Raw genomic sequence first — 21,142 nt, 5'->3', positions numbered from 1 at the left:
CGTATGGTTACAGTCCTGTGCGTAGAAGACGAAGTCGATATCCGAAATCTCCTCGTCGAAGAGTTGAACGAAGCCGGCTACAGGACGCTCGAGGCCTCGAACGGCGCAGAGGGCCTGGAAATGATCCTGTCGAAATGGCCTGATATCGTCATCAGCGATATTTCCATGCCTGTTATGGATGGGCACCAGCTTCTGGCGGAAATCCAGATCAATCACCCGGAGCTCTCCAACATTCCCTTCATCATGCTGACGGCGCTGACAGACCGGGAAAACACGCTCGCCGGTCTGCGCGCCGGTGCTGCGGATTATCTCACGAAGCCACTCGACTTCGACCTGCTGCTCGCCAAGCTGGAGGGCTGTGTGACGCGGCTGGAGAACGATAAGGCGCTTAATAGGTCGTTTTGATTGGGGTGGTAGAAGACCCCGCCCCAACCCCTCCCCACAAGGGTCCACAAGGGGGAGGGGCTTAACTTGCCGCACCGGCGCTTCCCACTTCGTCGTTCATCCGCGAAAAGGCTGATATTTGCTGCGCGGGCGCCGCAAATCCCCCTGGTGGGGAGGGGTTGGGGAGGGGTCTTCCGGCTTCGGAGCGTAAGCGAAGTGCATGATTGGGTGTGCGATGAGGCCCTCGATCTAATCCTACCTCCCCAACACATCCCCCAACACCGCAAACACTCTCGCATCCAACGTCTGCGACACATTGAACCGCATGAAACTCGTCGCCGATTGCGACAGGCTGAACGCATTGCCCGGCGCCAGCACGATCCGCTTTTCCAACGCCGCCCGCGCCACATCAGCCGCGTCGATACCATCAGGCAGGCGGCACCAGAGGAACATGCCGGCCTGGGGCTCCAGCCACGGTTTTATCCCGAAGCCCTTCAGGCGGGCCGAGACCTCGGTCATGGCGCGCGCCAGCCGCTGCCTGAGTATTTCCATGTGTTTGCGATAGCCGCCGTCGCTCAAGACGTTGAGCACCAGCTCGGCCGTCATCCGGCCGCCGCCGAAGGAGGTGGCGATCTTGAGGTCGGTGAGGCCCTCGATCCATTCGGGCCTGGCGGCGACGAAGCCACAGCGGGCGGAGGCCGAAAGCGTCTTCGAAAAACTGCCGATATGGATGACGCGCTCGAGCCCGTCGAAGGCGGCAAGGCGAGGTGCGGCCGTGTATTCGAAATCAGCGAAGATATCGTCCTCGATGATGGTAAGATCGAACTGGTCGGCGAGCTTCAGCACCCGGTGGGCCGTCACGGGAGAAAGCGTCGCGCCCGTCGGATTATGGATGGCGGAGTTGGTGATGTAGAGCCGCGGCCGATGTTCGGCGAGCGTCTGCGCGAAGAGTTCGAGATCGGGACCGGAGGATGTGTAGGGCACGCTGACGATCTTCGCCCGGTGGGCGCGCAACAATGCATGAAAGTTGAAGTAGCAGGGGTCATCGACCAACACCCTATCGCCGGGTTCGAGCAGGAAACGGCAGAGCAGGTCGATCGCCTGCGTGCCGGACTCGGCGAGCAGGACCTGATCCGGCGAGGCCTCGATGCCGCGCTCGCCCATGCGTCGCGAAATCAGCTGGCGCAGCGGCGGCAGGCCAAGCGGCGAGCCATAATCGGCAAGGGCCGACCCCTCGGCGCGGGCGAGCGTTCGGAGCGCCCGGCGCATGCCCTCGCCGGGCAGCCAGGAGGGTGGCAGCCAGCCGCAACCGGGCTTCAGATCGGCTTCATCCGCCTCCAGCGATTGCCGCGAAATCCAGAAAGGATCGACGGCGCGGTCGAGCTTCGGCCCAGCCTCGGCCAGTGCGAAGGGGGCCGCCTGGTTGGCGACATAGAAGCCGGAACCCGGCCGTGAAAGGATCGCACCCTCGGCGACCAGGCGCTCATAGGCGTCGACGACGGTCGAGGTCGAGAGCTTCATGCTGGCCGCGAGCCCGCGCACCGAGGGCAGCCTTGCCCCCGGTGTCAGGCTGCGCCCGGCGATGCGCTGCCGGATCGTCGCCATCACCATTTCAACGCGGGTGCGCCCCGCTATCCCATCGTTCATCCGTACTGCCCTTTGGACCATAACAGTTTTGCGAAATCGTATCAGAGCGTCACTGTCGTGGCTATCGGTATTGGCGGATAAGGCTGGACGGCCCGTTCTTGCGAATTCGATTCAGCTAACGCGCCTCAGGTTATTGTTATGCATGCCGTTTTCTCAAGGCCGCAGGGCGTCGACGGCGTACATCTCGGAAGGAGTGCATGATGGAGCGAATGACGACAGCGTGGGTCAATGGTTTGATCGGTGTGGTGATCTTCAGCGGTTCGCTGCCGGCGACGCGCGTGGCGGTGGCGCAGTTCGATCCGGTCTTCCTGACCGTTACGCGGGCGGCGATCGCTGGGCTGCTGGCTCTCGGCCTGCTGATCGTCTTTCGTGAAAAGCGGCCGGCCGGGCGCGATATCCTCTCGCTCGCCGTTGTCGCGCTCGGCGTCGTGGTCGGCTTTCCGCTGCTGACCGCGCTGGCGCTGCAGCATGTCACATCAGCCCATTCGATCGTCTTCGTCGGTTTGCTGCCGCTTGCAACGGCCACCTTCGGCGTCATCCGCGGCGGCGAGCGGCCGAAGCCGGCCTTCTGGCTGTTCTCGGTTCTCGGCAGTACGCTGGTGGCGGGCTTTGCCTTGATGCAAGGCCTGACGGCCTCGCCGGTCGGCGACCTGCTGATGCTTGGGGCAATCCTCGCCTGCGGTCTCGGTTATGCCGAGGGCGGCCGATTGTCGCGCACGCTCGGCGGCTGGCAGGTGATATCCTGGGCGCTGGTCTTGTCGCTGCCGATCATGATCGCGGTCGCGTACGTTTACCGGCCGGCGAGTTTCGCCGGCATCGAAACGCCGGCGCTCATCGGCCTTGCCTATGTCTCGCTGTTCTCGATGCTGATCGGCTTCATCTTCTGGTATCGCGGCCTCTCGCAGGGCGGGATCGCCGCCGTCGGCCAGTTGCAGCTGCTGCAGCCCTTCTTCGGCCTGGCGCTCGCCGCCACCCTGCTGCACGAGCCGGTGACGTGGGCCATGCTTGGCGTGACGGTCGCGGTTATTCTCTGCGTGATGGGCGCGCGAAAGTTTGCGAAGTAGCGGCTGACTTCGGGCCACAAAACTGCCCCTCAATCGTCAGCAAATGGCCCTGTTATCGCCGCACTGAGCCCTTTTCAGGCTTCATCGTTGCGACCTCGCCAGCCTTTCGAGCGGCTGAGCGATCGACCGAGGCGGTCTTGCTGCCGTCCAAAATCACCGGAAAAGGAATGAAAATGATCACTCGTTACACATCCCTCGCAACGATGACCGCCGCGGTGTTCAGCCTGCTTGCTCTCAGCCCGGCATCCGCGACCGAGCTTGCCCAGGCGCAACAGCAGCCGCCCGCACAGGGCCAGGCGCCGATGCAAGGACAGGGTGGTACCGGTGCGGCTGCCCCTGTCAGTGATCAGAAACTCGAGGCCTTTGCCGTTGCCTATGTGCAGGTCGATAAGGTCAGGCAGGAATATTCGGCCAAGATCGACGCGACGAAGGACGAAGCCGCCAAGCAAAAGTTGCAGGAGGAGGCCAAGAAGCAGATGGTCGATACCGTCAAAGCCTCCAACGCTATCTCTGTCGAGGAGTACTCGTCTATCCTGACGGCGGCGCAGAGCGACCCGGCTCTGGCCAAGAAGGTCCTGGACAAGATCGGCACACCGCCGCCGGCGCAGTCGCAGCAATAGACAGCGCACTCCTGCATCATCCTCAAGTCGGACGAGGGGCGGGCGGGCTAGAAATCCCCGCGGCGAGCGCTGCCTGCGCCCGCCGCAATTCTGACGCGGCCTCACTTGGCGGGCACGACCAGTGCCTCGCCCTTGCGCACGATATAGGTCGCCAACTCCGAAGCCTTGCCGCTGCCGACGTTCTTTGCCGAGTGCACCACGCCGGAGGGGATGAATAGGGACTGGCCGGCCTTGAGCGTCACCGGCTCCCTGCCGTCGAGCCGATATTCAAGAGTCCCCTCGAGAACGTAAGCGATCTCTTCGCCCGGATGCGCGTGTCTCGGCGCAAGAACGCCGGGGGCGAAATCGACCCGCACCTGGACGGCCTCGTGGCCGGGTACGTCGATATCGCTCCTGACGAGATCGGTGCGCTGCAGCGGTTGCTCCGCATGCGCTGCAGTGCCGAGAGCAAGGGCGAGCGCCATAGCCTGGATCATTTTCATCGTGTCATCCTTCCTGAATTGGCGGCCAATTAGCCGCATCGCCATTTCAGTCGATGATTGAACCAGGTATGTGTCGGGAAACCCTCATTTTTGTAAGCGCGTGTATCTGCCCGCCTGAGATTGCCTGCGAGAACGAGGCTTGGCTTACGCGAACCGCATCGCTGATCTCGCACGCGCCTTCGCTGCGACCTCCTCGCGATCGCGAGGCGGTTGAGACGTCTCCAGTGAGTCGAGCAGTTCGCGGGCGCAAGCCGCGATCGAACTGACCGCGCGTTCGAAGGCAGCCTCATTGCGCTTCGACGGCTTGGTCGTTCCGCTGAACTTGCGCACGAACTGGAGCGCGGCATCATGAATCTCTTCGTCCGTTGCAGGCGGATCGAAGTTGAACAGTGGTTTTATGTTTCGGCACATGGCTTGCTCGCGTGATGTTCTCTTTGGGAAAGTGGCCTCGCATGAAAGGTAGTCGCGTGAGCGCGAATTGCAACGAGGCCTGGGAGATGGCCGGGAGAGAGGTGGTCAGGGGGCTAGCCTTTTTCGTCGTGCCGTGTGCCCCCCCTCTGCCCTGCCGGGCATCTCCCCCACAGGTGGGGAGATCGGCTGGGCGCAATGGCTTCCCAAGCAAAGACCGTATAGCTGCTGCGCTGCGGCGGTGAGGGAACGATGGTCCAACCTCTTGCCGGTCTTCCTCCTTGTGGGGGAGATGCCCGGCAGGGCGGAGGGGGGTATGCCGCACCGCTCCCCGGCAAGAGAGATCCCGTCGCTCTCACCCTCAAGCCGCCGACGTCGAACCTCTCACGCCGAGTGTCGCAATATCCGTCACCCCGCCCGACGATTCAAAGTCGAAGATCTTCTGGGTCACCAGCGCCGCCGCTCCCCGCGCCCAGGAATTGTCTTCCCAGTCGGGGAGTAGCGGTGGTGCGGCGCGGAAGGTGCGGGCGGCGAGGGCTTCGCGGAGGGGGGTAAGGAACGGATCGCCAAGCGAGACGGCTTCGCCGCCGGCGACGATGACTTCGGGATCGGTGATGTTGACGAGGTTGGCGAGCGCCGTGCCGATGCCGCGGCCGGATTCGGCGACGAGGGCGGTGGCGGTCGTGTCGCCTGATGAAAGCGCTTCGCGGAGTTCGGGGAGGCCGAGTTCGTCACCGCGGCCGGTCGCCTCACGCCAGCGGCGTAGCATCGAGAGTTCGGAGTGATAGGCCATCAGGCAGCCGCGCTTGCCGCATTCGCAGAGGCGGCCGTTCTCTTCGAACAGCGTGTGGCCGAATTTGCCGGCGGCACCGTTTGCGCCGCGATAGAGCTTGCCGTCGATGACCAGCGCACAGCTGATGCCGACGCCGACGGCGAGCACGGCCATGTTACGGTGCTGGCGGCCGAGGCCGAAGAGCTGCTGGGCGATGGCATAGGCGTTCGTATCGTCCTCCAGCCAGACCGGCACGTGGACGCGGCTTGCCACCAGCGCGGCCAGCGGAACGTTGTCCCATTGGAAGCGATGGCTGCGTACGCAGGCGGTCTGTTCGTGGTTGATGACGCCGGGCATGGAGATGCCGATGCCGGCGAGTTTCGCTTTCGGCCGACCGGAGAGCTTTACCAGTTCGGGGACCGTGTCCGCCAAAAGGTCTGCGACATAATCCGGATCATGGCCCTCGAGGCCCACACGCATGGCGGCGACGGGATTGGTGGCGAGATCGGTCGCCACGCATTCCACCGAATCCACCATCAGCTTGAAGCCGAGGGCGAGCGAATGCTCGTAATTGATCTCGACCGGGATCGGCCGGCGGCCGGCGGGGCCGGGCACTGCCTTGCCCTCGGTGACGATGCCTTCTTCCAAGAGATCCGCGACGACGAAGGTAACCGCGGCGGGGCTCAGGCCGATCACGGTCGCGATATCGGCGCGGCTCCTCGGTCCTTCGCGGCGGAGAAGGTTGAGGATGAGGCGTCGGTTCATGGCTCTCGCCGTGGTCTGGTCGCCTTTCAGCTTCACGATGCATTCCTTAATTTTGTAAATTAATTATTGCGGGGTTGCACAATCTATGCATAAGTTCGGCCGCCGATCAACAGAGCCAGCGGGATTGTACGTTGGAGGTCAGGGCACCGGGTCGGCGCGTTGAATGCCTGATCGAGCGCGTTCCAAGGAGGAGGCGGCTCGGGCCAGGCGGTGTTGATCGATCAACCGGGAGGAATTCAATGGTATTCTTAAAGCATTTTCCCTCAACCACCCGCAGAAGCTTCCTGAAAGGGGCGGGGGTGGTTTCGGCGGCGGCGGTCACGGGCAGCTTTCCGATGCCTGCGATCGCACAGGCGCAGGAAGTCACCGTCATCTCATCCGAGAATAACGGCGCCGCACTCGATGCGCTGAAGTCGATCGCGGCGGGCTTCGGCAAGGAAGCCGGCGTCAATGTCGTCATCAACAATATGGACCACGAGGCGCACAAGACGGCGATCCGCAATTATCTCGTCGCCGGCGCGCCCGACATCTGCTTCTGGTTTTCGGGAAACCGCATGCGCGCCTTCGTCAAGCGCGGCCTGTTCGACGATATTTCCGATCTCTTCGAGAAGGAGAAATACAAGGACGTGCTGGGCGCGACCGCCGGCGCCGTCACCGATGACGGCAAACAATATGGGTTGCCCACGGGCGGCACGCTCTGGGGCATGTTCTACCGCAAGGATGTGTTCGATCAATACGGCCTGACGGTGCCGAAGACCGCCGAGGACTTCATGGCCTATGGCGACAAGTGCAAGGCGGCCGGCATCACCCCGGTTGCGATCGGCACCAAGGAATTGTGGCCGGCGGCCGGCTGGTTCGATCAGATGAATCTGCGCATCAATGGGCTGGACAGGCACATGGCGCTGATGAACGGCGAGATGAGCTATCTCGATCCGGCGCTGACGCCGGTCTTCGACCAGTGGGAAGCGATGATATCGAAAGGCTTTTTCACGCCGAACCATACCTCTTTCGGCTGGCAGGAGGCCGCAGCACTTCTGGCCCAGAAGAAGGCCGGCATGATGAACCTCGGCGCCTTCCTGCGCTCCGCCTTCACCGAGGCGGATCTGCCGCAGCTCGCCTACGCGACCTTTCCCGTGCTCGATCCCAAGATCGGCCATTTCGAGGAGTTCTCGGTCAATTCGGTTCATATCCCCGCCAAGGCGAAGAACAAGCAGGGCGCGCGCGATTTCCTCGCCTATTTCTACAAGCCGGAGAACCTGGCGGCCTATCTAGAACCGGGCGGCAATGTGCCGCCGCGCCACGACCTGCCGCCGAGTAAGGATCCGCTCGTCAATATCGCTGTCGAGACGATGAAGACGGTGCAGGGCACCTCGCAATATTACGACCGCGACAGCGACCCGGACATGGCCCAGGCCGGCCTGGTCGGCTTCCAGGAGTTCATGGCTAAACCCGACCGGCGTGAGGCCATCCTTACGCGGCTCGAGGGGACGCGGAAGCGGATTTATAAGATCTGAAGGGTGGCTGATCGCTCCCGGCTTGTCGACGGCCGTGCCCTTCACTCGACGTCATCCTCAGCCTTGTGCCGAGGATCTGCTGCCCAATTGAACGGGGGCAGATGCTCGGGACAAGCCCGAGCATGACGGCAGGAGAGCGAGACGGCTTTATCAACAGCTTTGGGGCATCAGCCCGCTCCCAAGATAATTTGAGGCTCCAGAGATGCAGACATTATGGCGCCGCCAGCGTTGGTGGCTTACCCCGACTTTGCTCATCGCGCCTGCGATCGCGCTGTTCTTCACTGTCATCCTGTTGTCGGCGGTGCGCAGCGTCTGGATCAGCTTTCACGAGTGGGATGGTTTCGGGCCGATGGTGTGGATCGGGCTCGGCAATTACATCGAGCTCTATAGCGATCCGCAATTCTACGTGTCGTTGAAGAACAATCTGATCTGGCTCGTCATGTTCATGGCGGCACCGCCGATCGGGCTCGCCATCGCGCTCTTGGTCAACCAGAAAATCGCAGGCATGCGCATCCTGAAATCACTGTTCTTCATTCCGCTGGTGCTGGCCTCGGTGACGGTGGGCGTCGTCTTCACCTGGGTCTATACGCCGGAGTTCGGCCTCCTGGCGCTAATCTTCAGGGCCTTCGGGGCGGTTGCGCCGGCCGTGCTTTCCGACGAACATTTCGTCACTTTCGCGATCGTCATCGCAGCCCTCTGGCCGCAGATCACCTTCTGCATGGTGCTCTATCTCGCCGGCCTCAACAATCTGAGCGAAGAGCTGATCGGGGCAGGGCGCGTCGATGGGGCGAGGGGCTGGAACATGCTGCGCCACATCGTGCTGCCGCAGCTGACGCAGGTCACCTTCATCGCCATTGCCGTCACCGTCGTCGGTGCGCTGCGCTCCTTCGACATGATCTCGGTGATGACGGCGGGCGGGCCGTTCGGCTCTTCCTCGGTGCTTGCCTACCAGATGTACGAGCAGTCGATCTTCTCCTACCGCTTCGGCTACGGCGCGGCGATCGCCTCGGTGCTCTTCGTGATCATGGCCTTCTTCATCGCCTGGTATCTCACCCACATCATCCGCAGCGAAGAGAGGGGAGGCTGATGTATCCTCGTCCCATTCCGGAAAGCGCCACCTGGCAGCGCCGGTTCTATGTGTCTGCCGTCGTCCTCGTGCTCATCCTCTGGCTCTGCCCGCTCTTTGCGATCATCCTCACGTCCTTCCGCTCGACGGCGGACGTGATGGGCGGCAATCTCTGGGGCTGGCCGACCGAGATCGGCCTCATCGACAATTACCGGGCCGTCTTCACCGACACGCCGATGGCGCGCTATTTCCTCAACAGCCTGATCATCACCATCCCTTCCGTGATCGGCGTGCTGATGCTGTCGACGCTCGCGGGCTTTGTGCTGTCGCGCTACCGCTTTCCCGGCAACATTCTGATCTTCGCGCTCTTCGTCGGCGGCAATTTCCTGCCGCACCAGATCATGATGATCCCGGTGCGCGACCTGATGGTGCGACTCGACCTGATCGATACCACCGTGGCGCTGATCATCTTCCACGTCGCCTTCCAGACGGGGTTCGCGACACTCTTCATGCGCAATTTCATCGCCGCATTGCCGGATGAGCTGTTCCAGGCGGCCCGCGCCGAGGGCGCCTCGCCGTTCCAGACGCTAATCCATGTAGTGATCCCGCTGGTGCGGCCGGCGCTCGCCGCCCTTGCCATCCTGATCTTCACCTTCGTCTGGAACGATTATTTCTGGGCCGTGGTGCTGACCGTCAGCGACAGCGTCAAGCCCGTGACGGCAGGCCTTGCCAATCTGCGTGGCGAGTGGGTCTCGGCCTGGAACCTGGTTTCAGCAGGCACGATCGTGGTCGCGGTGCCGCCCGTCGTGATGTTCTTCCTGATGCAGCGGCATTTCATCGCCGGCCTCACCATGGGCGCGGTGAAGGGATGAGCCGGTGTCTTCCGTTTCAACAAGAGAGGGCCAGGACATGACCAGCCTCGAACTTCGTGAGATCAACAAGAATTACGGCGCCTATCACGCGCTGCGCGGCATCGATCTTTCCGTGACGCAGGGCGAGTTCATCGTCATGGTCGGGCCATCGGGCTGCGGCAAGTCCACGCTCTTGAAGAGCATCGCCGGCCTGGAGACCATCTCCTCCGGCCAAATCGTGATCAACGGCCGCGATGTGACGCGGCAGGAGCCGGGCGATCGCGGCATTGCCATGGTCTTCCAGTCCTACGCGCTCTATCCGCATATGACGGTGGCGGAGAACATGGGCTTTGGCCTGCGCATGGCCAAGCGCCCGAAGGCCGAGATCGATGCGGCCGTTGCCCGCGCCGCCAAGATCCTCCGGATCAGCGACCAGCTCGACAAGCGCCCGAAGCAGCTTTCCGGCGGCCAGCGCCAGCGCGTGGCGATCGGCCGGGCGATCACCCGCTCGCCGGAGGTTTTCCTGTTCGACGAGCCGCTGTCGAACCTCGATGCGGCGCTCAGAACCCAGATGCGCGTCGAACTCAGCAGCCTGCATGCCGAGCTCGGCGCCACCATGGTCTATGTCACGCACGACCAGGTGGAGGCGATGACTATGGCAAGCCGCATCGTCGTGTTGAACAAGGGCATCATCGAGCAGGTCGGCTCGCCACTGGAGCTTTATCGCAACCCCGACAATCCCTTCGTCGCCGGCTTTCTCGGCGCGCCCAGAATGAATTTCCTCGGCGTCACCATCGACGCCGTCTCCGGCCGCAGCGTGATGGTTTCCGCGCCCGGCCTTGCACCGCTGACGGTGGAGCTCTCGCAGCCGACGTCGCTTGTGCAGGGCTCCAGCCTGACGCTCGGCGTGCGGCCGGAGGCGATCTCGGTGGTGGCCGAGGGCAGCGAGGAAGGGGCCATCCATGGCGAGGTCCGCCTCGTCGAGCATCTCGGCCGCGAGACCATTCTCTATGTCGATGCCGGCAATCTCCGCACCATCGCATCGGAAAGCGGCACCGGCAACATCACCGCGCAGCTCTCTTACGTCGCGCCCTTCGCCGCCGGGCAGAAGGTGGCGCTGAAGCTCGATGCGAACGAGCTCTATCTCTTCACCACCGATGGCGGCCGCACGCTCAGCGCCCGCAAGCCCATCCTCGACAAATAATCAGGAAAGAACCGCCCGTGTCCGACAAGACCCTCTCCGCATGGAACACCGTCCAGACCGACCGCTTCCTCGTCGGTGTGCCGCATTATCCCGAGCATGTCGACGAAAGTTATTGGGAGCGCGATGCCGAGCGCATGGCGAAAGCCGGCTTCAATGTCGTGCGCATGGCCGAATTCGCCTGGCACATTCTGGAGCCGAAGCTCGGCACCTATGATTTCGATCTCTTCGACCGCGCCATATCAATCCTCGGGCGCCACGGCATCGATACGATCATGTGCACGCCGACGGCCACGCCGCCGCGCTGGCTGACGGCGGCACAGCCTGAAATTTTAAGGGTCGACGGCAAGGGCCGACCGATGAGCCACGGCTCGCGCCAGCATTGCGATACGGCAAGCCCTGTCTTTCGCGAGCACAGCAAGCGCATCACCCGGGCGATGGCCGAGCACTATCGCGACAATCCCCATGTCGTCGGCTGGCAGACCGATAACGAGCTGAACACCAGCATGCCGGAGAGCTTTTCCCAAGCGACGCTCAGCGAATTCCAGGCCTTCCTCGCCGATAAATACCGCGAGATATCAAAGCTCAACGCCGCCTGGGGTGGCGATTTCTGGGCGACGGCCTATGACAGCTTCGATCAGGTGGTGCTGCCGATCGAATTCGGCCCGACCTTCCCGAGCCCCGGCCATCTGCAGGATTACCACCGCTTCCTCGCCTTCTCGACGGCGCGCTTCCAGCACGACCAGGTGGAGATTTTGCGCGCGGTGAAGCCTTCCTGGTTCGTCTTCCACAATCTCGGCGGCTTGCGGGACATCGATTTCCGCGGCCAGTTCAGCAAGGATCTCAATTTCGTCGGCTACGACATCTATCCGATGCTCTATGACGAGTTCATGCGGCTCGGCAACCACGCCAAGGTGCAGGCGCTGCACCTCGATATCTGCCGCGGTTTTTCCGGCAATTACATCGTGCCCGAACAGCAATCGGGCTTCGGCAGCCAGCCGGGCTTCTGCACGCTGACGCCGGAGCCGGGCGAACTGCGCCGCATGGCGCTCTCCTCGGTCGCCCACGGCGCCGACGGCCTGATGTTCTTCCGCTGGCGGCCCGCCCATTTCGGCGCCGAGATCTATTGGATGGGCATCATCGACCATGACGATATCGGCCGCCACCGCTATGAGGAGGCCACGCGCTTCGCGACCGAGATGACGGCGCTGCAGCCGAAGATCCTCGGCACCTATGTGCGCATGGATGTCGGCATCGCCGGCTCCGATTTCGACAATCAGGAAGCCCACAAGACCTATCCGATCGGCCTGCCGAGCCCGCAGGACGATGCGATCCTGCTGCATCAGCATTGCTACGATCGCGGTATTGCCTGCGGCTTCATCCACCCCGAGGATGATCTTTCCAAGCTGAAGCTCTTCTATGTGCCGCATTGGGTGATGTGGAAGGACGAATGGACGGCGAGGCTCGAAGCCTTCGCCGCATCAGGCGGTACTGTCGTCATCGGCGCGCGCACCGGCACCCGCACGCAAGACAACCACGTCATCCGCGAGACGGCTCCCGGCACCGCGCTTTCCAAGCTGACCGGCGTGCGCGTCGAAGATTTCGGCCGCCTCGCCGCCCCCGGCGCCAACGGCCTCTTCGACGTGATGGAGCGCTCCGGCGGCCTCGTCATCCCGCCGAACAAACCGGCCGAAAGCAATCGCCGCGTCCGCCGCTTCAAGATCGGCAACCGCGAAATGGCCGCCGGCCATTTCTACGAAAACCTCACCATCGCCCCCGATGTCGAAGTCATCGCCGCCTGGTCCAACCGCTACGCCGAAGGCCAGCCCATGGCGACCTCCCGCAAGGTCGGCAGGGGGCAGGTGGTCTATCTCGGCACCTATCTCACGCCGGAGCTGACCGAGGCGCTGACGGAACGGCTGTTTGCGCCAGCCGGCATCGAGCCGCTGGTCGGCGGGTTGCCGGAGGGTGTGGAGGTGACGATGAGGATGAACGAAGAGCGGCGGCTGCTGTTCGTGCAGAATTATATGGATCAGGCTGTGACGGTGGGTGGTGTGCCAGCCGGGCGGGATCTGCTGGATGGGGAAAAGAGGGTGATGGGGAGGCTGGAGCTTGGGGGGTATGGATGTGCGATTGTTGAGTTGGAGGGGTGAGAGGCGGCACACAGAACGTTGACGATGTGGTAGCCCTTCCCGCCGTCGTTGCACCCGCCTCGTCCTTGAGACCCTGCGGGGCGTCACTTCTCCTCCCTTCTTCTGTCCCTCAGGGCTGATGTGACAGGAATCCAGCCACCGCGCGTCGGCACCACTCACCTGGGGTGGAAGCGAGTCTCCCGCGCCCAAGCACTTGGGCGCTCTGGATCCCCATGACGAGCACTGGGATGAGCGACTATCTGGGTTGTCAAGTTGCATATTCGAATTCTCTTCGAGCGCCGGCCCCGCTCCTGATTTCAGAGTGGCCTCCCCACTGCGTTCCATGTCATAAACACGGGTCTCTCCCTCCTGCAGGGTGACGAAACTGTCCTTATCTACCCCCTCTTTCTCCAAGGCTTCCCGCAGGCTCGCCCGAGCCTGCTCAAAGGGTTCGGCCGCGAGCTGAAAAGTACCGAAGTGCATGCCGATGCTCAGTTTTGCGCCCAAGTCCTTGTGCGCGACGACTGCTTCGGCAGGGTCCATATGGACCGGTTTCATGAACCAGCGCGGCGCATAAGCGCCGATTCCAAGAAGCGCGATGTCCGGAGCGCCAAGGCGATTTCCGATCCCGGCAAAGTGCGTCGAATAGCCTCCATCGCCGCCGAAATAGACGCTGCGTCTAGCAACCAGACCAAATATCTGCAGATGGAGCAGGCGACATTCGAGGTGCTGTGCGAAATCTGGCCGCAGGCGGAGCGACGCCGGGCGCTGCGCGTGGTGGCGATGGTGTCTGTCGGCGCGTTGCGCCTTGCGATCGACCGCTGGGCGGAAGAGCAGGGACAAAAGTCCCTTTCTGACTATGTGAGAGAGGCCTTCGCCGATCTGAAAGCTGAGTTGGCCAATGCATAATGGCCGATAAGAAGGCTTGGACCGCTGGAAAATTGGCAAAAAAATAGAGCATTTCCGGACGCAGACAGAAACGGAAATGCTCTCAGTTCGGTGCGAAGCTTACCAGAGTCGGCTTCGCACCTCTCACATCTCGCCATGTGGCTATTCGTCTGGCGCCGCCGACGCGGCGTTTTCCAGCGAGGTGCGGATCTGATCAATCTTGCCGTCGGCATCGCCAACCCCGAGAATAGTCTTGGCTTCATCCAGGACCGTCGGGCTGACCTGACCGGTTTTCGTTGCGGAAGCCAACGCGTCCTCCAGCGCCTGATCGCCCAGCAGGGGATCGTCGGCCGCAGGCTCGATACCGTTGTCAATTTCATACTGGGCATAAGCCACGGCATAGGCCGATATGGCAGCCATGCGCGGGTCCGATGTATGCATCAACGCCCTGTAATTTCGTTTCAAGGAATTCAGGCCCGCAAGTTGCGCCGACAGGTTCTTCTCCTTGGTGCTGGTCGTTGCGGTGTCTGACTTGCCCGATTTGGACTTGCCCGGTGCCTCGGACGATTTGCCTCTCACGGCTGACGAGTTGGAATTGCCGTGGTTTGAACCGCTGTTGTGGCCGCCACCGTTTCCGTGGCCACCGCCGTTACCGCCGCCGTTGCCACCACCATTGCCGCCGCCGTTCCCGCCGTCCTTTGCCAGTGCGCTCATGTCGAGCCCCGCAATCGTTGCCGGGCTTGCTGCAAGCGTCAGCGAAAGCACGGCCAGGGACGCTAAAGTTGTTATCCGCATCGTTTCCTCCAATGAGACCAGATGCCGTGCAACTGCACGACGAGATCTGACTTGGAGGATAGATTGCTATCGCGCTCTGCACATCGGACGGAGGTCTGGCGAAGGGCCCCGGCTATGGTCCCAGAAGAAGCATCCGGGATTCGACCTGCGGGCGGCCATGGTCGAAGCTCGCGAAGGCGCCAGAACCGGTTCAGGGAAGACTATCGCGAGCTTTCCAGGTGGCTCTCGCCACGCAGAAGGTTCAGCCAGGCCTGAGACACTTTCTCTCCGGCTGTGCCCCCGAAGTGGCAATCGTCGTAGCGGTCGTCTCCATCGAGTAACGCGTCAGAATTGACGCCTTCTCGGATACCGTGGCCACTTCTTGATAGGGCCAGTTGCGCCCGTACGATCGCATTGTCGGGAATGTGCTCCTTGAAGCCACCGTTGCTCGGTTCCAGGCATTTCGATGCGATCGAGATGTAAACGGGTGCTTCGACGCCGTGCTGACGCAATGTGTCGACCATCGACATGAAATGTTTTTGATAGGCTTCCCCGGTGGTGCCGTGAACGAGGTCTGCCTCTCCTTGCACCCAGAGGACGCTCGTTATCCGATAACCGGAATCGTGAAGCTGTTTCATTGTATCGACAAGCATAGAATTGAGGTCACCGCCTGTCGCCCATCGTGCGACCTCTGATCCGCCGTATGCGAGAGGTGCGAGGACGACGCTGTCGTTTTGTCCCGACGCGATCAATTTGTTCCCAAGAAGCGTCCAGTACTCTCCCTTGGTATTGGTCGAGCCAAGAAGCGGCGACGCCGCGATGAAGCACCGTTTGTCAAAGGCGTTTACAACGCGAGCGCCATAATCCGATCGGTGCCGTTGTCCACCGTAGTTGGCCGCGTTCGATTGGCCAAGAATGAGTAGGACAGCAGTTCGATCAGTTTGAGTCGGGCAGGTCACAGCGGTTTTTGATTCATCGGCAATGAGTCGTTCCTTATCGTCGAAAGTATAACGGCTTGGAGCTGCCGTCTGCTCTCCGGTTACCATTTTCTTCGCCGCGGAAAGTTGCGGCCAAGGAAAGATCTCATGTCTCGCGCTCGTGCCGCCGAGAAGGTACATGGCAATCAGAGCTGCCAGGCCGACTGCTACTGTTTTACGCATGTTGTTACCTTTAAACATCATTCGGACTATTCGAAGCTAGTCCAGCCACGAAAGTTCCTTTACACCTGCCACATCTGCTTGCTCGGGCATGCTCTTTGCAAAAAGAGTTCTTCGCGAAATCCGAGCCCGATCGTCGACTAGTCGCGTGGCGTCGCCAAAAACCTGCTCTAAACTATAGATCGGACCAGTGATTACAATCATCCGGATGGGTGAGAAATCGTGCTCCGCAGCATCAGCTTCATGGAGAAAATTCCCGTTGCTCGTCCACTGATAGACGATCACAGATTGTGACCCGAGGACAACGTGGGAGCAGAGCACCCGCTATTCGTCGCGGCCAACTGGTGGGGTCGACGCGGGAGGGTCGATCTGGTGGGGCATCACCGCGGTCGTTGGCATTATTGCGCGCGACTGCATCTCCCGCGGGTCAGCCCGAGAGAGGAATGAAGAAGGAGAGTTGTTTGCCGCAAATCACGCCAGGCGCAAATCGAGCAGCGGGTGCAGCTTCTTCAGATTCGGGAGGGATTTTGCCTGCCACGGATGTTGATTGGTGCCTTTGACGATGAGCAGGAGGTCGCCCATCTTTCTGGCTTCGATTGTCAGCTTCGCCAGGAGGTTGATGCCCGACGAATTCAGGAATTCAAGGCCCGTCAGGTTGAACGTCACCTGTTTGTGCCCCTCATGGAGCAGGCCTGTTATCAGTGAATAGATCGGCGCATAGGCGTCCGGGCCTGCCAGGCGGAAGACGCCATCAAAATACACCTCGTTTTTTTCCGCCCACACGCGGAAGTTTTCGTCGCTGATTTCCATTCTTCGCTCACAGATTGGAGGAGGGGGGCATCGCCACAGCTGCAGTCGTCGTCAGTATGATATGCTCGTCCTTATTCTCTTCGAATGTCCATGCCATTCTCGCATCGTAATCGCTCAAAAGGGTGAGCAGGCCCAAACCGGAACCGCTTTCCGGCGATATGGCGTTGATTTCGATTTGCTCAAGAAGAAGTAGACCGGGTTCCTTCGATTGAAGGCGATGCAGGAGCTGCTGAAAGCGAGACGCTGTCGCGCTGTCGATGGCATTCTTCACCCTGATAAGAAAGCTTCCATCGATTATGCCGGCTTCGATGAGGATCTCGCCAGGCCGTCGGAATTTGACCGCATTTTCGATCAGCTCGTTGCTGAGGTATCCAATATCATGATGCGCCTGCAGGTAATCTTTCCTCGACCGGGAGTAGGGCAACGCCATGATCTCCGCTATGAAGTCCGAAGTCATTCCCGAATGCTTCCATCTAAGCTGAAGCGGCCCATCGCTTAATGTCAGGCGAGCACCGGAATCCAGGCTGATGTCCGCCAGAGATTCGATGCCGTATATTGTGGACGCCATGTCTCACCTATGCCGTAATGCGAGAAGCGTGATGTCGTCATAGATCTTCTGCGATCCGACGAAGAGCATCAGCGTCGCGACAATTTCAGAAACGACTTTCTCGGCACTCTGACCTTTCAAGCGAAGTGCTTCGCTGCAGAGACGTTCGATGCCGAACAGCTCTCCCGCATCGTTTGCGGCTTCTGTCACGCCGTCCGTATGCAGGAGTATGAGGTCGCCCTTCTCGAAGGCGATTTCACGGGTCTTGATAAAGGCGGAAATATCGGCTTCCAATCCGATCGGTATGCCGAGATCCATGGTGTCGATGCGTTGGATCTCGCCGTTCGACCGCACGATGACAACTTCCTCGTGCTGTCCCGACAAGATCATCTCCTTGCCGTCATAGTCGAGAAAGGCCAGGGTGAGATGTTTGTCGATCCTGGTCCTGACTATGTTTTTGAACAGGGCACTGTTTAGATTCGCCAGAAATTTGACGGCGTCGGTGTTCCCCGCTTCCTGAAGGGCGCGAGCGACAGACTGGACCATCAGCATCAACACGCCGCTTTCGAGCCCGTGGCCGGTGACGTCGCCGATGCCGATCTTCAACCGCTTTCCGTTCTTCAAGACGTCGTAATAATCGCCGCCGACTTCTTCCGCAGGTCGCATATAGGCGGCGATCTCGATGTCCTGAAATTCCTCGAGCTCCTGTTGCAGCGGCAAAACCATGAGCTGGATTCTCTCGGCGACGGCGAGCTCCGTTCCCAGACGACGATTTTCTCGCTCGAGCTGCGCATTCAGCGTCGAAATCTCTTCCTTCTGATCTTCGATCTGGGCGGTTCGTTCGTCGACGAGTTGCTCGAGATTTTCAGTATGATAGCTGATCTGTTCGGCCATCCGGTTGAAGGCCTCACCGGCCGCGCCGACCTCATCCTTGCTTGTTATCGCCACCCTGACCGAATAGTCCTGCGCCTGAATCCGCTTGGCGGCCCCCGCAAGTGCGCTGATCCCGCTCGTTATACGTTTCGAAGCCGCAAACACCGCGATCGTCACGATCAGCAGCGACATCAAGATCGCCAGGATCTGATAGATCACGATCCGGTTGGTGGCCTCGGAAATCTTCGCCTGGGCGGCATAGAGGGAGGCGTCGATTTCCCGTTCCGGCACCACCACGCCCAGCAACATAGCCTCTTGCCGAACCGGGCCGCTGGACCAGAGATTGGTCGCGGGCAGTTTCTTGACGATGACGATATAGGGGACCTCGTTGCCGTCCCGCTGCAGCAGCAGATGTTGAATGCCCTGTTCCCGGTCAAGCGCCAGTTTCGCTATCGCAGGCTGGCCGCTTCCTTTCAAGGAACGCTCCAGCCCGGTCACGCCTGTTCCGCTCGCGCCGCTTGCGGAACGCAGACCGAGCGTTTTTTCCCCGGTGCTGTTGATCGCGACCACGTTTCCGTCGGACATTGCCAGGAATCCGAAGCCGGATTGGGCCACCTTGACGTTTTCGACCGTCTGGGCGAGCTGGTCGAGCGTGATGTCGGCGCCGGCCGTTCCGGCGACGTCCTTCCGGTCGGCGGTCCAGAGTGGATGAAAGAAACTGACGATCAGCTTGCCGGTGATGGCATCGGTATAAGGAGCCGTCTGTGTGATATCGTCTGCGACCGGTCGCGTCTTCGTGTTCCTGGCCCAGCCCTGCCAGGACTCATACAGACCAGGAAAAAAGAAGTTCCAGAAATCAGCTTCGTTGTGCCCGGGATAAAGGCGGTCGAAGGTCTGAGCCTGGTCGGTGTAGGGTGCCGTTCTGAAGATCGGTCGTTCCCTCGGTCCGATGTAATACATCTGCAGCTTTGAAGCGCCGTGCTGCAGCAGGCTCGGCGCAACGAGATCGAGAACCGCGCTTGTCTCTATATCGCGCCTGATGTCGGGTTTCGGCTGATGGTCCTCACCGAGCAGGTAACCCCAGACGCTGACGACCGAAGCGGAGCCGGGCGCGTTCTGAGACCACTTCCCTTTCTCGTCGTAAGACAGACTGATGCTGCCAGGCGACGTGCGGGCGATCGCCGCGCCGACATCGGAATTGCGGGCGGGGTTGTCGATCTGCGCCTGCAGCACGCCTGCCAAAGTGTCGACGTCGTTGTGAACCTGGCGCAGGAGCAGGTTCACCTGGGCTGCGGTCGAATCGGCGTAGGTGCGTATATATTCCTGGCTGGCGGCTTCGAGGCCCTGGCCGACTTCGAGCGTTGCGTCACGCGACAGCCTCTGAACATTCCAAAGCGCCAGGCCACCGCTGACCAGCAAGTCGAAGAGAACGGCTCCACCGACGACCAGGATGAATTTCGCCCGAAATGAGCTCAGTCCCACCGGTCCTTTCGATGATCCCCCGTCCATTACAGCGGCTTTCGACCAGAGGCTGCCCAGATCGGCCAGCCTGCGTAACCCTTAGGGTGAAGAGCGGCAAAGACGTGATCCTTGAATCCTTGCCGGAATCTGCGAATGAAATCCGGCGAGTCGCCGCGGCGGACGGCCATCTCGCCTGCATAGACATTTTCCCAGGCTTCGATGATGTCTGCAAAGTCCTGGGGATCGCCGTCAAGATTCGTCACCATAAAGCAGTCGACCTTGATGTCGTCGAATCCGGCATTGAGCAGCAGATGGCGGCTTTTCGGTCCCATCTCGACATCCATGTCGAAGTGCCTGAATAATTTCGCCACCTCCTCGTAAGTCCATCTTATCGATTCCGAGTGTGGCTCGCCAAGGCAATGCGAATTCTTTTCGTTCGTGATGTAGACACGACCACCGGGCTTGCAGATGCGATAAAGCTCCCGCAGGAGCATTTCGGGCCGGTCGAAAATCTGTAGCGAGTGCCGGCAGGTCACGAACTCGAATTGATTGTCTCGAAGCAGCATCTGAGACGCATCGCCATAAGTGTACTCGATGCCTTCCAGGCCGAACTCGGTGGCGACCTTGCGGGCATAGTCGAGACTGCGTACGGAGTGGTCCAGTGCGACAAGGCGCGTCGGGTTGAATTCGCGTTGTACCAGAGCTGCGAAATCACCAATGCCGCAACAGATATCGGCCATGATCAGGCCGTTGCGCAGACCATGGCGTGGCAAGAGTTCGCGTTCGTGCCTCCATGTCATTTTCGTCTGCGTGCGCAGAATGGGAATGAAGCTCTCGTCCTCGACAAAGCTTTGCCCCGGATAAAAGGCGGAATCGTAGACCTCGACGGAGAGGTTGGGTTGCGCTGCCGCCAGCATTTCGAACAGCGAGGCAGACCATGCCATCACGCTCGACGTAATGATCTTGATCTGCCGGTCGGGCCTTGTTCGGCAGCCTGCCGCGATGACATCGGCCAGGGCGGTGAAGGCCGTCATATTGATGTGCGTCAGGCGTTTGACATTGAGATAAACAACACCGCTGTATCTTTCCAAACCTTGCCGTACCAGCTCAAGGGCATCGGCAATCTCGGCGGCGCTTTCCGGCCGCATCTTGCCGGACAGCACGAGCTCCTGATTTGTCGGATCAGACCGCACGGTGAAGGACAGGGGAAGAAGGCTCATTGGAAGTCCTCGGCCGAGGGGAAATCCGCAATGATTTCGATCCCATCCGCGTCGTCTTTCTCGACGCGGATCACGGCGCCGAAAATTGCTGCCAAATTGTCGAGCAAAGCAGTCCTGTCCGACTTTGCGACCAAGTGGCCGGACCCGCTGTCGAAGGGCTGTATTTTCCCTGATGATCTTGGCTTCGCATGCTTGCGGCCAATTTCTTCCTCGTAAGGAAATGCAATTCTCAGCCGATTGAATGTCGCGCTGCGATAGAGGCTGAAGCTTATCCTTCCCCTCCTGTCCGTCGCGCGGAAGGCAAATTCAATGAGCTCGTTTGCCGCGACCGAAAGAAAGTTGGAGTAGCGAGCGGGATCGCTGTGACCCTGGCCGAGAATGTCGGAGAGATATTCGGTGATCTCGTCGCAAAACTGCCATTGAGATTTGAACACCGCGACATTCATCTCAAGCGATACCATCGGCGAAAATGCCGGATCGTCGAAGCGTGATGCTTCCTCTTCCAA

20 protein-coding genes are annotated in these 21,142 nt (G+C 60.8%); 9 read left to right on the top strand and 11 right to left on the bottom strand.

The features are described from left to right. The first annotated feature begins 3 nt into the window (after nucleotides 1-3). Nucleotides 4-405 carry a response regulator gene (locus tag Tal182_RS14415; protein WP_064803518.1) on the top strand — a complete coding sequence of 134 codons (402 nt, stop codon included), beginning with the start codon at nucleotides 4-6 and terminating at the stop codon, nucleotides 403-405. 234 nt (nucleotides 406-639) lie between these two features. On the opposite strand, the gene Tal182_RS14410 is transcribed toward Tal182_RS14415, so the two are convergent. Then, a complete protein-coding gene (locus Tal182_RS14410) occupies nucleotides 640-2,052 on the bottom strand; it encodes a PLP-dependent aminotransferase family protein (RefSeq protein ID WP_085859856.1) in 1,413 nt (470 codons plus the stop codon). 179 nt (nucleotides 2,053-2,231) lie between these two features. On the opposite strand from Tal182_RS14410, the gene Tal182_RS14405 reads away from it, so the two are divergent. Beyond that, nucleotides 2,232-3,095 carry a DMT family transporter gene (locus tag Tal182_RS14405; protein ID WP_085860945.1) on the top strand — a complete coding sequence of 288 codons (864 nt, stop codon included), beginning with the start codon at nucleotides 2,232-2,234 and terminating at the stop codon, nucleotides 3,093-3,095. Between the two features lie 173 nt (nucleotides 3,096-3,268). Further along, nucleotides 3,269-3,715 carry a DUF4168 domain-containing protein gene (locus Tal182_RS14400; RefSeq protein ID WP_064806220.1) on the top strand — a complete coding sequence of 149 codons (447 nt, stop codon included), beginning with the start codon at nucleotides 3,269-3,271 and terminating at the stop codon, nucleotides 3,713-3,715. A gap of 101 nt (nucleotides 3,716-3,816) precedes the next feature. Here the strand turns inward: Tal182_RS14400 and Tal182_RS14395 are convergent, their stop codons facing one another. The 3 genes from Tal182_RS14395 to Tal182_RS14380 all read right to left on the bottom strand — a co-directional run bounded on the left by Tal182_RS14395 (nucleotide 3,817) and on the right by Tal182_RS14380 (nucleotide 6,178). Further along, nucleotides 3,817-4,197 carry a cupin domain-containing protein gene (locus tag Tal182_RS14395; RefSeq protein ID WP_085860944.1) on the bottom strand — a complete coding sequence of 127 codons (381 nt, stop codon included), beginning with the start codon at nucleotides 4,195-4,197 and terminating at the stop codon, nucleotides 3,817-3,819. A 144-nt stretch (nucleotides 4,198-4,341) separates the two neighbouring features. Further along, nucleotides 4,342-4,608 (bottom strand): DUF2277 domain-containing protein, encoded by a 267-nt coding sequence (locus Tal182_RS14390; protein WP_085859855.1) that lies wholly within the window; start codon nucleotides 4,606-4,608, stop codon nucleotides 4,342-4,344. Between the two features lie 358 nt (nucleotides 4,609-4,966). Further along, nucleotides 4,967-6,178 carry an ROK family protein gene (locus Tal182_RS14380; protein ID WP_085859854.1) on the bottom strand — a complete coding sequence of 404 codons (1,212 nt, stop codon included), beginning with the start codon at nucleotides 6,176-6,178 and terminating at the stop codon, nucleotides 4,967-4,969. Nucleotides 6,179-6,381: 203 nt separating this feature from the next. Here Tal182_RS14380 and Tal182_RS14375 point away from each other — a divergent pair, with 203 nt between their 5' ends. The 6 genes from Tal182_RS14375 (at nucleotide 6,382) to Tal182_RS32750 (ending at nucleotide 13,815) form a co-directional block, all read left to right on the top strand. Then, nucleotides 6,382-7,656, top strand: a complete 1,275-nt coding sequence (locus tag Tal182_RS14375) for an ABC transporter substrate-binding protein (RefSeq protein ID WP_085859853.1) — start codon at nucleotides 6,382-6,384, stop codon at nucleotides 7,654-7,656. Between the two features lie 202 nt (nucleotides 7,657-7,858). Beyond that, nucleotides 7,859-8,743, top strand: a complete 885-nt coding sequence (locus tag Tal182_RS14370; RefSeq protein WP_085859852.1) for a sugar ABC transporter permease — start codon at nucleotides 7,859-7,861, stop codon at nucleotides 8,741-8,743. Further along, nucleotides 8,743-9,594, top strand: a complete 852-nt coding sequence (locus Tal182_RS14365; protein WP_085859851.1) for a carbohydrate ABC transporter permease — start codon at nucleotides 8,743-8,745, stop codon at nucleotides 9,592-9,594. Before Tal182_RS14370 ends, Tal182_RS14365 begins: the two co-directional genes overlap by 1 nt. A gap of 37 nt (nucleotides 9,595-9,631) precedes the next feature. Continuing rightward, complete coding sequence (locus Tal182_RS14360) at nucleotides 9,632-10,777, top strand: ABC transporter ATP-binding protein (RefSeq protein ID WP_085859850.1); 1,146 nt, start codon at nucleotides 9,632-9,634, stop codon at nucleotides 10,775-10,777. Between the two features lie 17 nt (nucleotides 10,778-10,794). Further along, nucleotides 10,795-12,927 carry a beta-galactosidase gene (locus tag Tal182_RS14355; RefSeq protein ID WP_085859849.1) on the top strand — a complete coding sequence of 711 codons (2,133 nt, stop codon included), beginning with the start codon at nucleotides 10,795-10,797 and terminating at the stop codon, nucleotides 12,925-12,927. A 456-nt stretch (nucleotides 12,928-13,383) separates the two neighbouring features. Beyond that, complete coding sequence (locus Tal182_RS32750) at nucleotides 13,384-13,815, top strand: hypothetical protein (RefSeq protein WP_245344773.1); 432 nt, start codon at nucleotides 13,384-13,386, stop codon at nucleotides 13,813-13,815. Between the two features lie 141 nt (nucleotides 13,816-13,956). Here Tal182_RS32750 and Tal182_RS14345 read toward each other — a convergent pair whose 3' ends face one another. The 7 genes from Tal182_RS14345 to Tal182_RS14310 all read right to left on the bottom strand — a co-directional run bounded on the left by Tal182_RS14345 (nucleotide 13,957) and on the right by Tal182_RS14310 (nucleotide 21,142). Next, a complete protein-coding gene (locus Tal182_RS14345) occupies nucleotides 13,957-14,589 on the bottom strand; it encodes a hypothetical protein (protein ID WP_085859848.1) in 633 nt (210 codons plus the stop codon). Between the two features lie 200 nt (nucleotides 14,590-14,789). Next, on the bottom strand, nucleotides 14,790-15,728 hold the full coding sequence (locus Tal182_RS14340; protein WP_085860943.1) for a sialate O-acetylesterase: 939 nt from the start codon (nucleotides 15,726-15,728) through the stop codon (nucleotides 14,790-14,792). Between the two features lie 468 nt (nucleotides 15,729-16,196). Further along, complete coding sequence (locus Tal182_RS14330; RefSeq protein ID WP_085859846.1) at nucleotides 16,197-16,535, bottom strand: hypothetical protein; 339 nt, start codon at nucleotides 16,533-16,535, stop codon at nucleotides 16,197-16,199. A 7-nt stretch (nucleotides 16,536-16,542) separates the two neighbouring features. After that, nucleotides 16,543-17,103 carry a hypothetical protein gene (locus Tal182_RS14325; protein WP_085859845.1) on the bottom strand — a complete coding sequence of 187 codons (561 nt, stop codon included), beginning with the start codon at nucleotides 17,101-17,103 and terminating at the stop codon, nucleotides 16,543-16,545. 3 nt (nucleotides 17,104-17,106) lie between these two features. After that, nucleotides 17,107-19,464, bottom strand: a complete 2,358-nt coding sequence (locus Tal182_RS14320) for a SpoIIE family protein phosphatase (protein WP_085859844.1) — start codon at nucleotides 19,462-19,464, stop codon at nucleotides 17,107-17,109. Then, nucleotides 19,464-20,636 (bottom strand): class I SAM-dependent methyltransferase, encoded by a 1,173-nt coding sequence (locus Tal182_RS14315; RefSeq protein WP_085859843.1) that lies wholly within the window; start codon nucleotides 20,634-20,636, stop codon nucleotides 19,464-19,466. The genes Tal182_RS14320 and Tal182_RS14315 overlap by 1 nt, the downstream gene beginning before the upstream one ends. Then, complete coding sequence (locus tag Tal182_RS14310) at nucleotides 20,633-21,142, bottom strand: hypothetical protein (protein ID WP_085859842.1); 510 nt, start codon at nucleotides 21,140-21,142, stop codon at nucleotides 20,633-20,635. The genes Tal182_RS14315 and Tal182_RS14310 overlap by 4 nt, the downstream gene beginning before the upstream one ends.

It is taken from the genome of Rhizobium sp. TAL182, from assembly GCF_002117725.1.
Taxonomy (GTDB): domain Bacteria; phylum Pseudomonadota; class Alphaproteobacteria; order Rhizobiales; family Rhizobiaceae; genus Rhizobium; species Rhizobium esperanzae.
The sequence above is the reverse complement of the archived record's forward strand: the minus strand, read 5'-3'. Positions and strand labels throughout refer to the sequence as shown.

Bases quoted from the DNA above. Each gene is read 5' to 3' on its own strand.
- Tal182_RS14415 (WP_064803518.1), top strand. From the start codon at position 4: ATGGTTACAGTCCTGTGCGTAGAAGACGAAGTCGATATCCGAAATCTC.
- Tal182_RS14410 (WP_085859856.1), bottom strand. From the start codon at position 2,052: ATGGTCCAAAGGGCAGTACGGATGAACGATGGGATAGCGGGGCGCACC.
- Tal182_RS14405 (WP_085860945.1), top strand. From the start codon at position 2,232: ATGGAGCGAATGACGACAGCGTGGGTCAATGGTTTGATCGGTGTGGTG.
- Tal182_RS14400 (WP_064806220.1), top strand. From the start codon at position 3,269: ATGATCACTCGTTACACATCCCTCGCAACGATGACCGCCGCGGTGTTC.
- Tal182_RS14395 (WP_085860944.1), bottom strand. From the start codon at position 4,197: ATGAAAATGATCCAGGCTATGGCGCTCGCCCTTGCTCTCGGCACTGCA.
- Tal182_RS14390 (WP_085859855.1), bottom strand. From the start codon at position 4,608: ATGTGCCGAAACATAAAACCACTGTTCAACTTCGATCCGCCTGCAACG.
- Tal182_RS14375 (WP_085859853.1), top strand. From the start codon at position 6,382: ATGGTATTCTTAAAGCATTTTCCCTCAACCACCCGCAGAAGCTTCCTG.
- Tal182_RS14370 (WP_085859852.1), top strand. From the start codon at position 7,859: ATGCAGACATTATGGCGCCGCCAGCGTTGGTGGCTTACCCCGACTTTG.
- Tal182_RS14365 (WP_085859851.1), top strand. From the start codon at position 8,743: ATGTATCCTCGTCCCATTCCGGAAAGCGCCACCTGGCAGCGCCGGTTC.
- Tal182_RS14360 (WP_085859850.1), top strand. From the start codon at position 9,632: ATGACCAGCCTCGAACTTCGTGAGATCAACAAGAATTACGGCGCCTAT.
- Tal182_RS14345 (WP_085859848.1), bottom strand. From the start codon at position 14,589: ATGCGGATAACAACTTTAGCGTCCCTGGCCGTGCTTTCGCTGACGCTT.
- Tal182_RS14340 (WP_085860943.1), bottom strand. From the start codon at position 15,728: ATGCGTAAAACAGTAGCAGTCGGCCTGGCAGCTCTGATTGCCATGTAC.
- Tal182_RS14330 (WP_085859846.1), bottom strand. From the start codon at position 16,535: ATGGAAATCAGCGACGAAAACTTCCGCGTGTGGGCGGAAAAAAACGAG.
- Tal182_RS14325 (WP_085859845.1), bottom strand. From the start codon at position 17,103: ATGGCGTCCACAATATACGGCATCGAATCTCTGGCGGACATCAGCCTG.
- Tal182_RS14320 (WP_085859844.1), bottom strand. From the start codon at position 19,464: ATGGACGGGGGATCATCGAAAGGACCGGTGGGACTGAGCTCATTTCGG.
- Tal182_RS14315 (WP_085859843.1), bottom strand. From the start codon at position 20,636: ATGAGCCTTCTTCCCCTGTCCTTCACCGTGCGGTCTGATCCGACAAAT.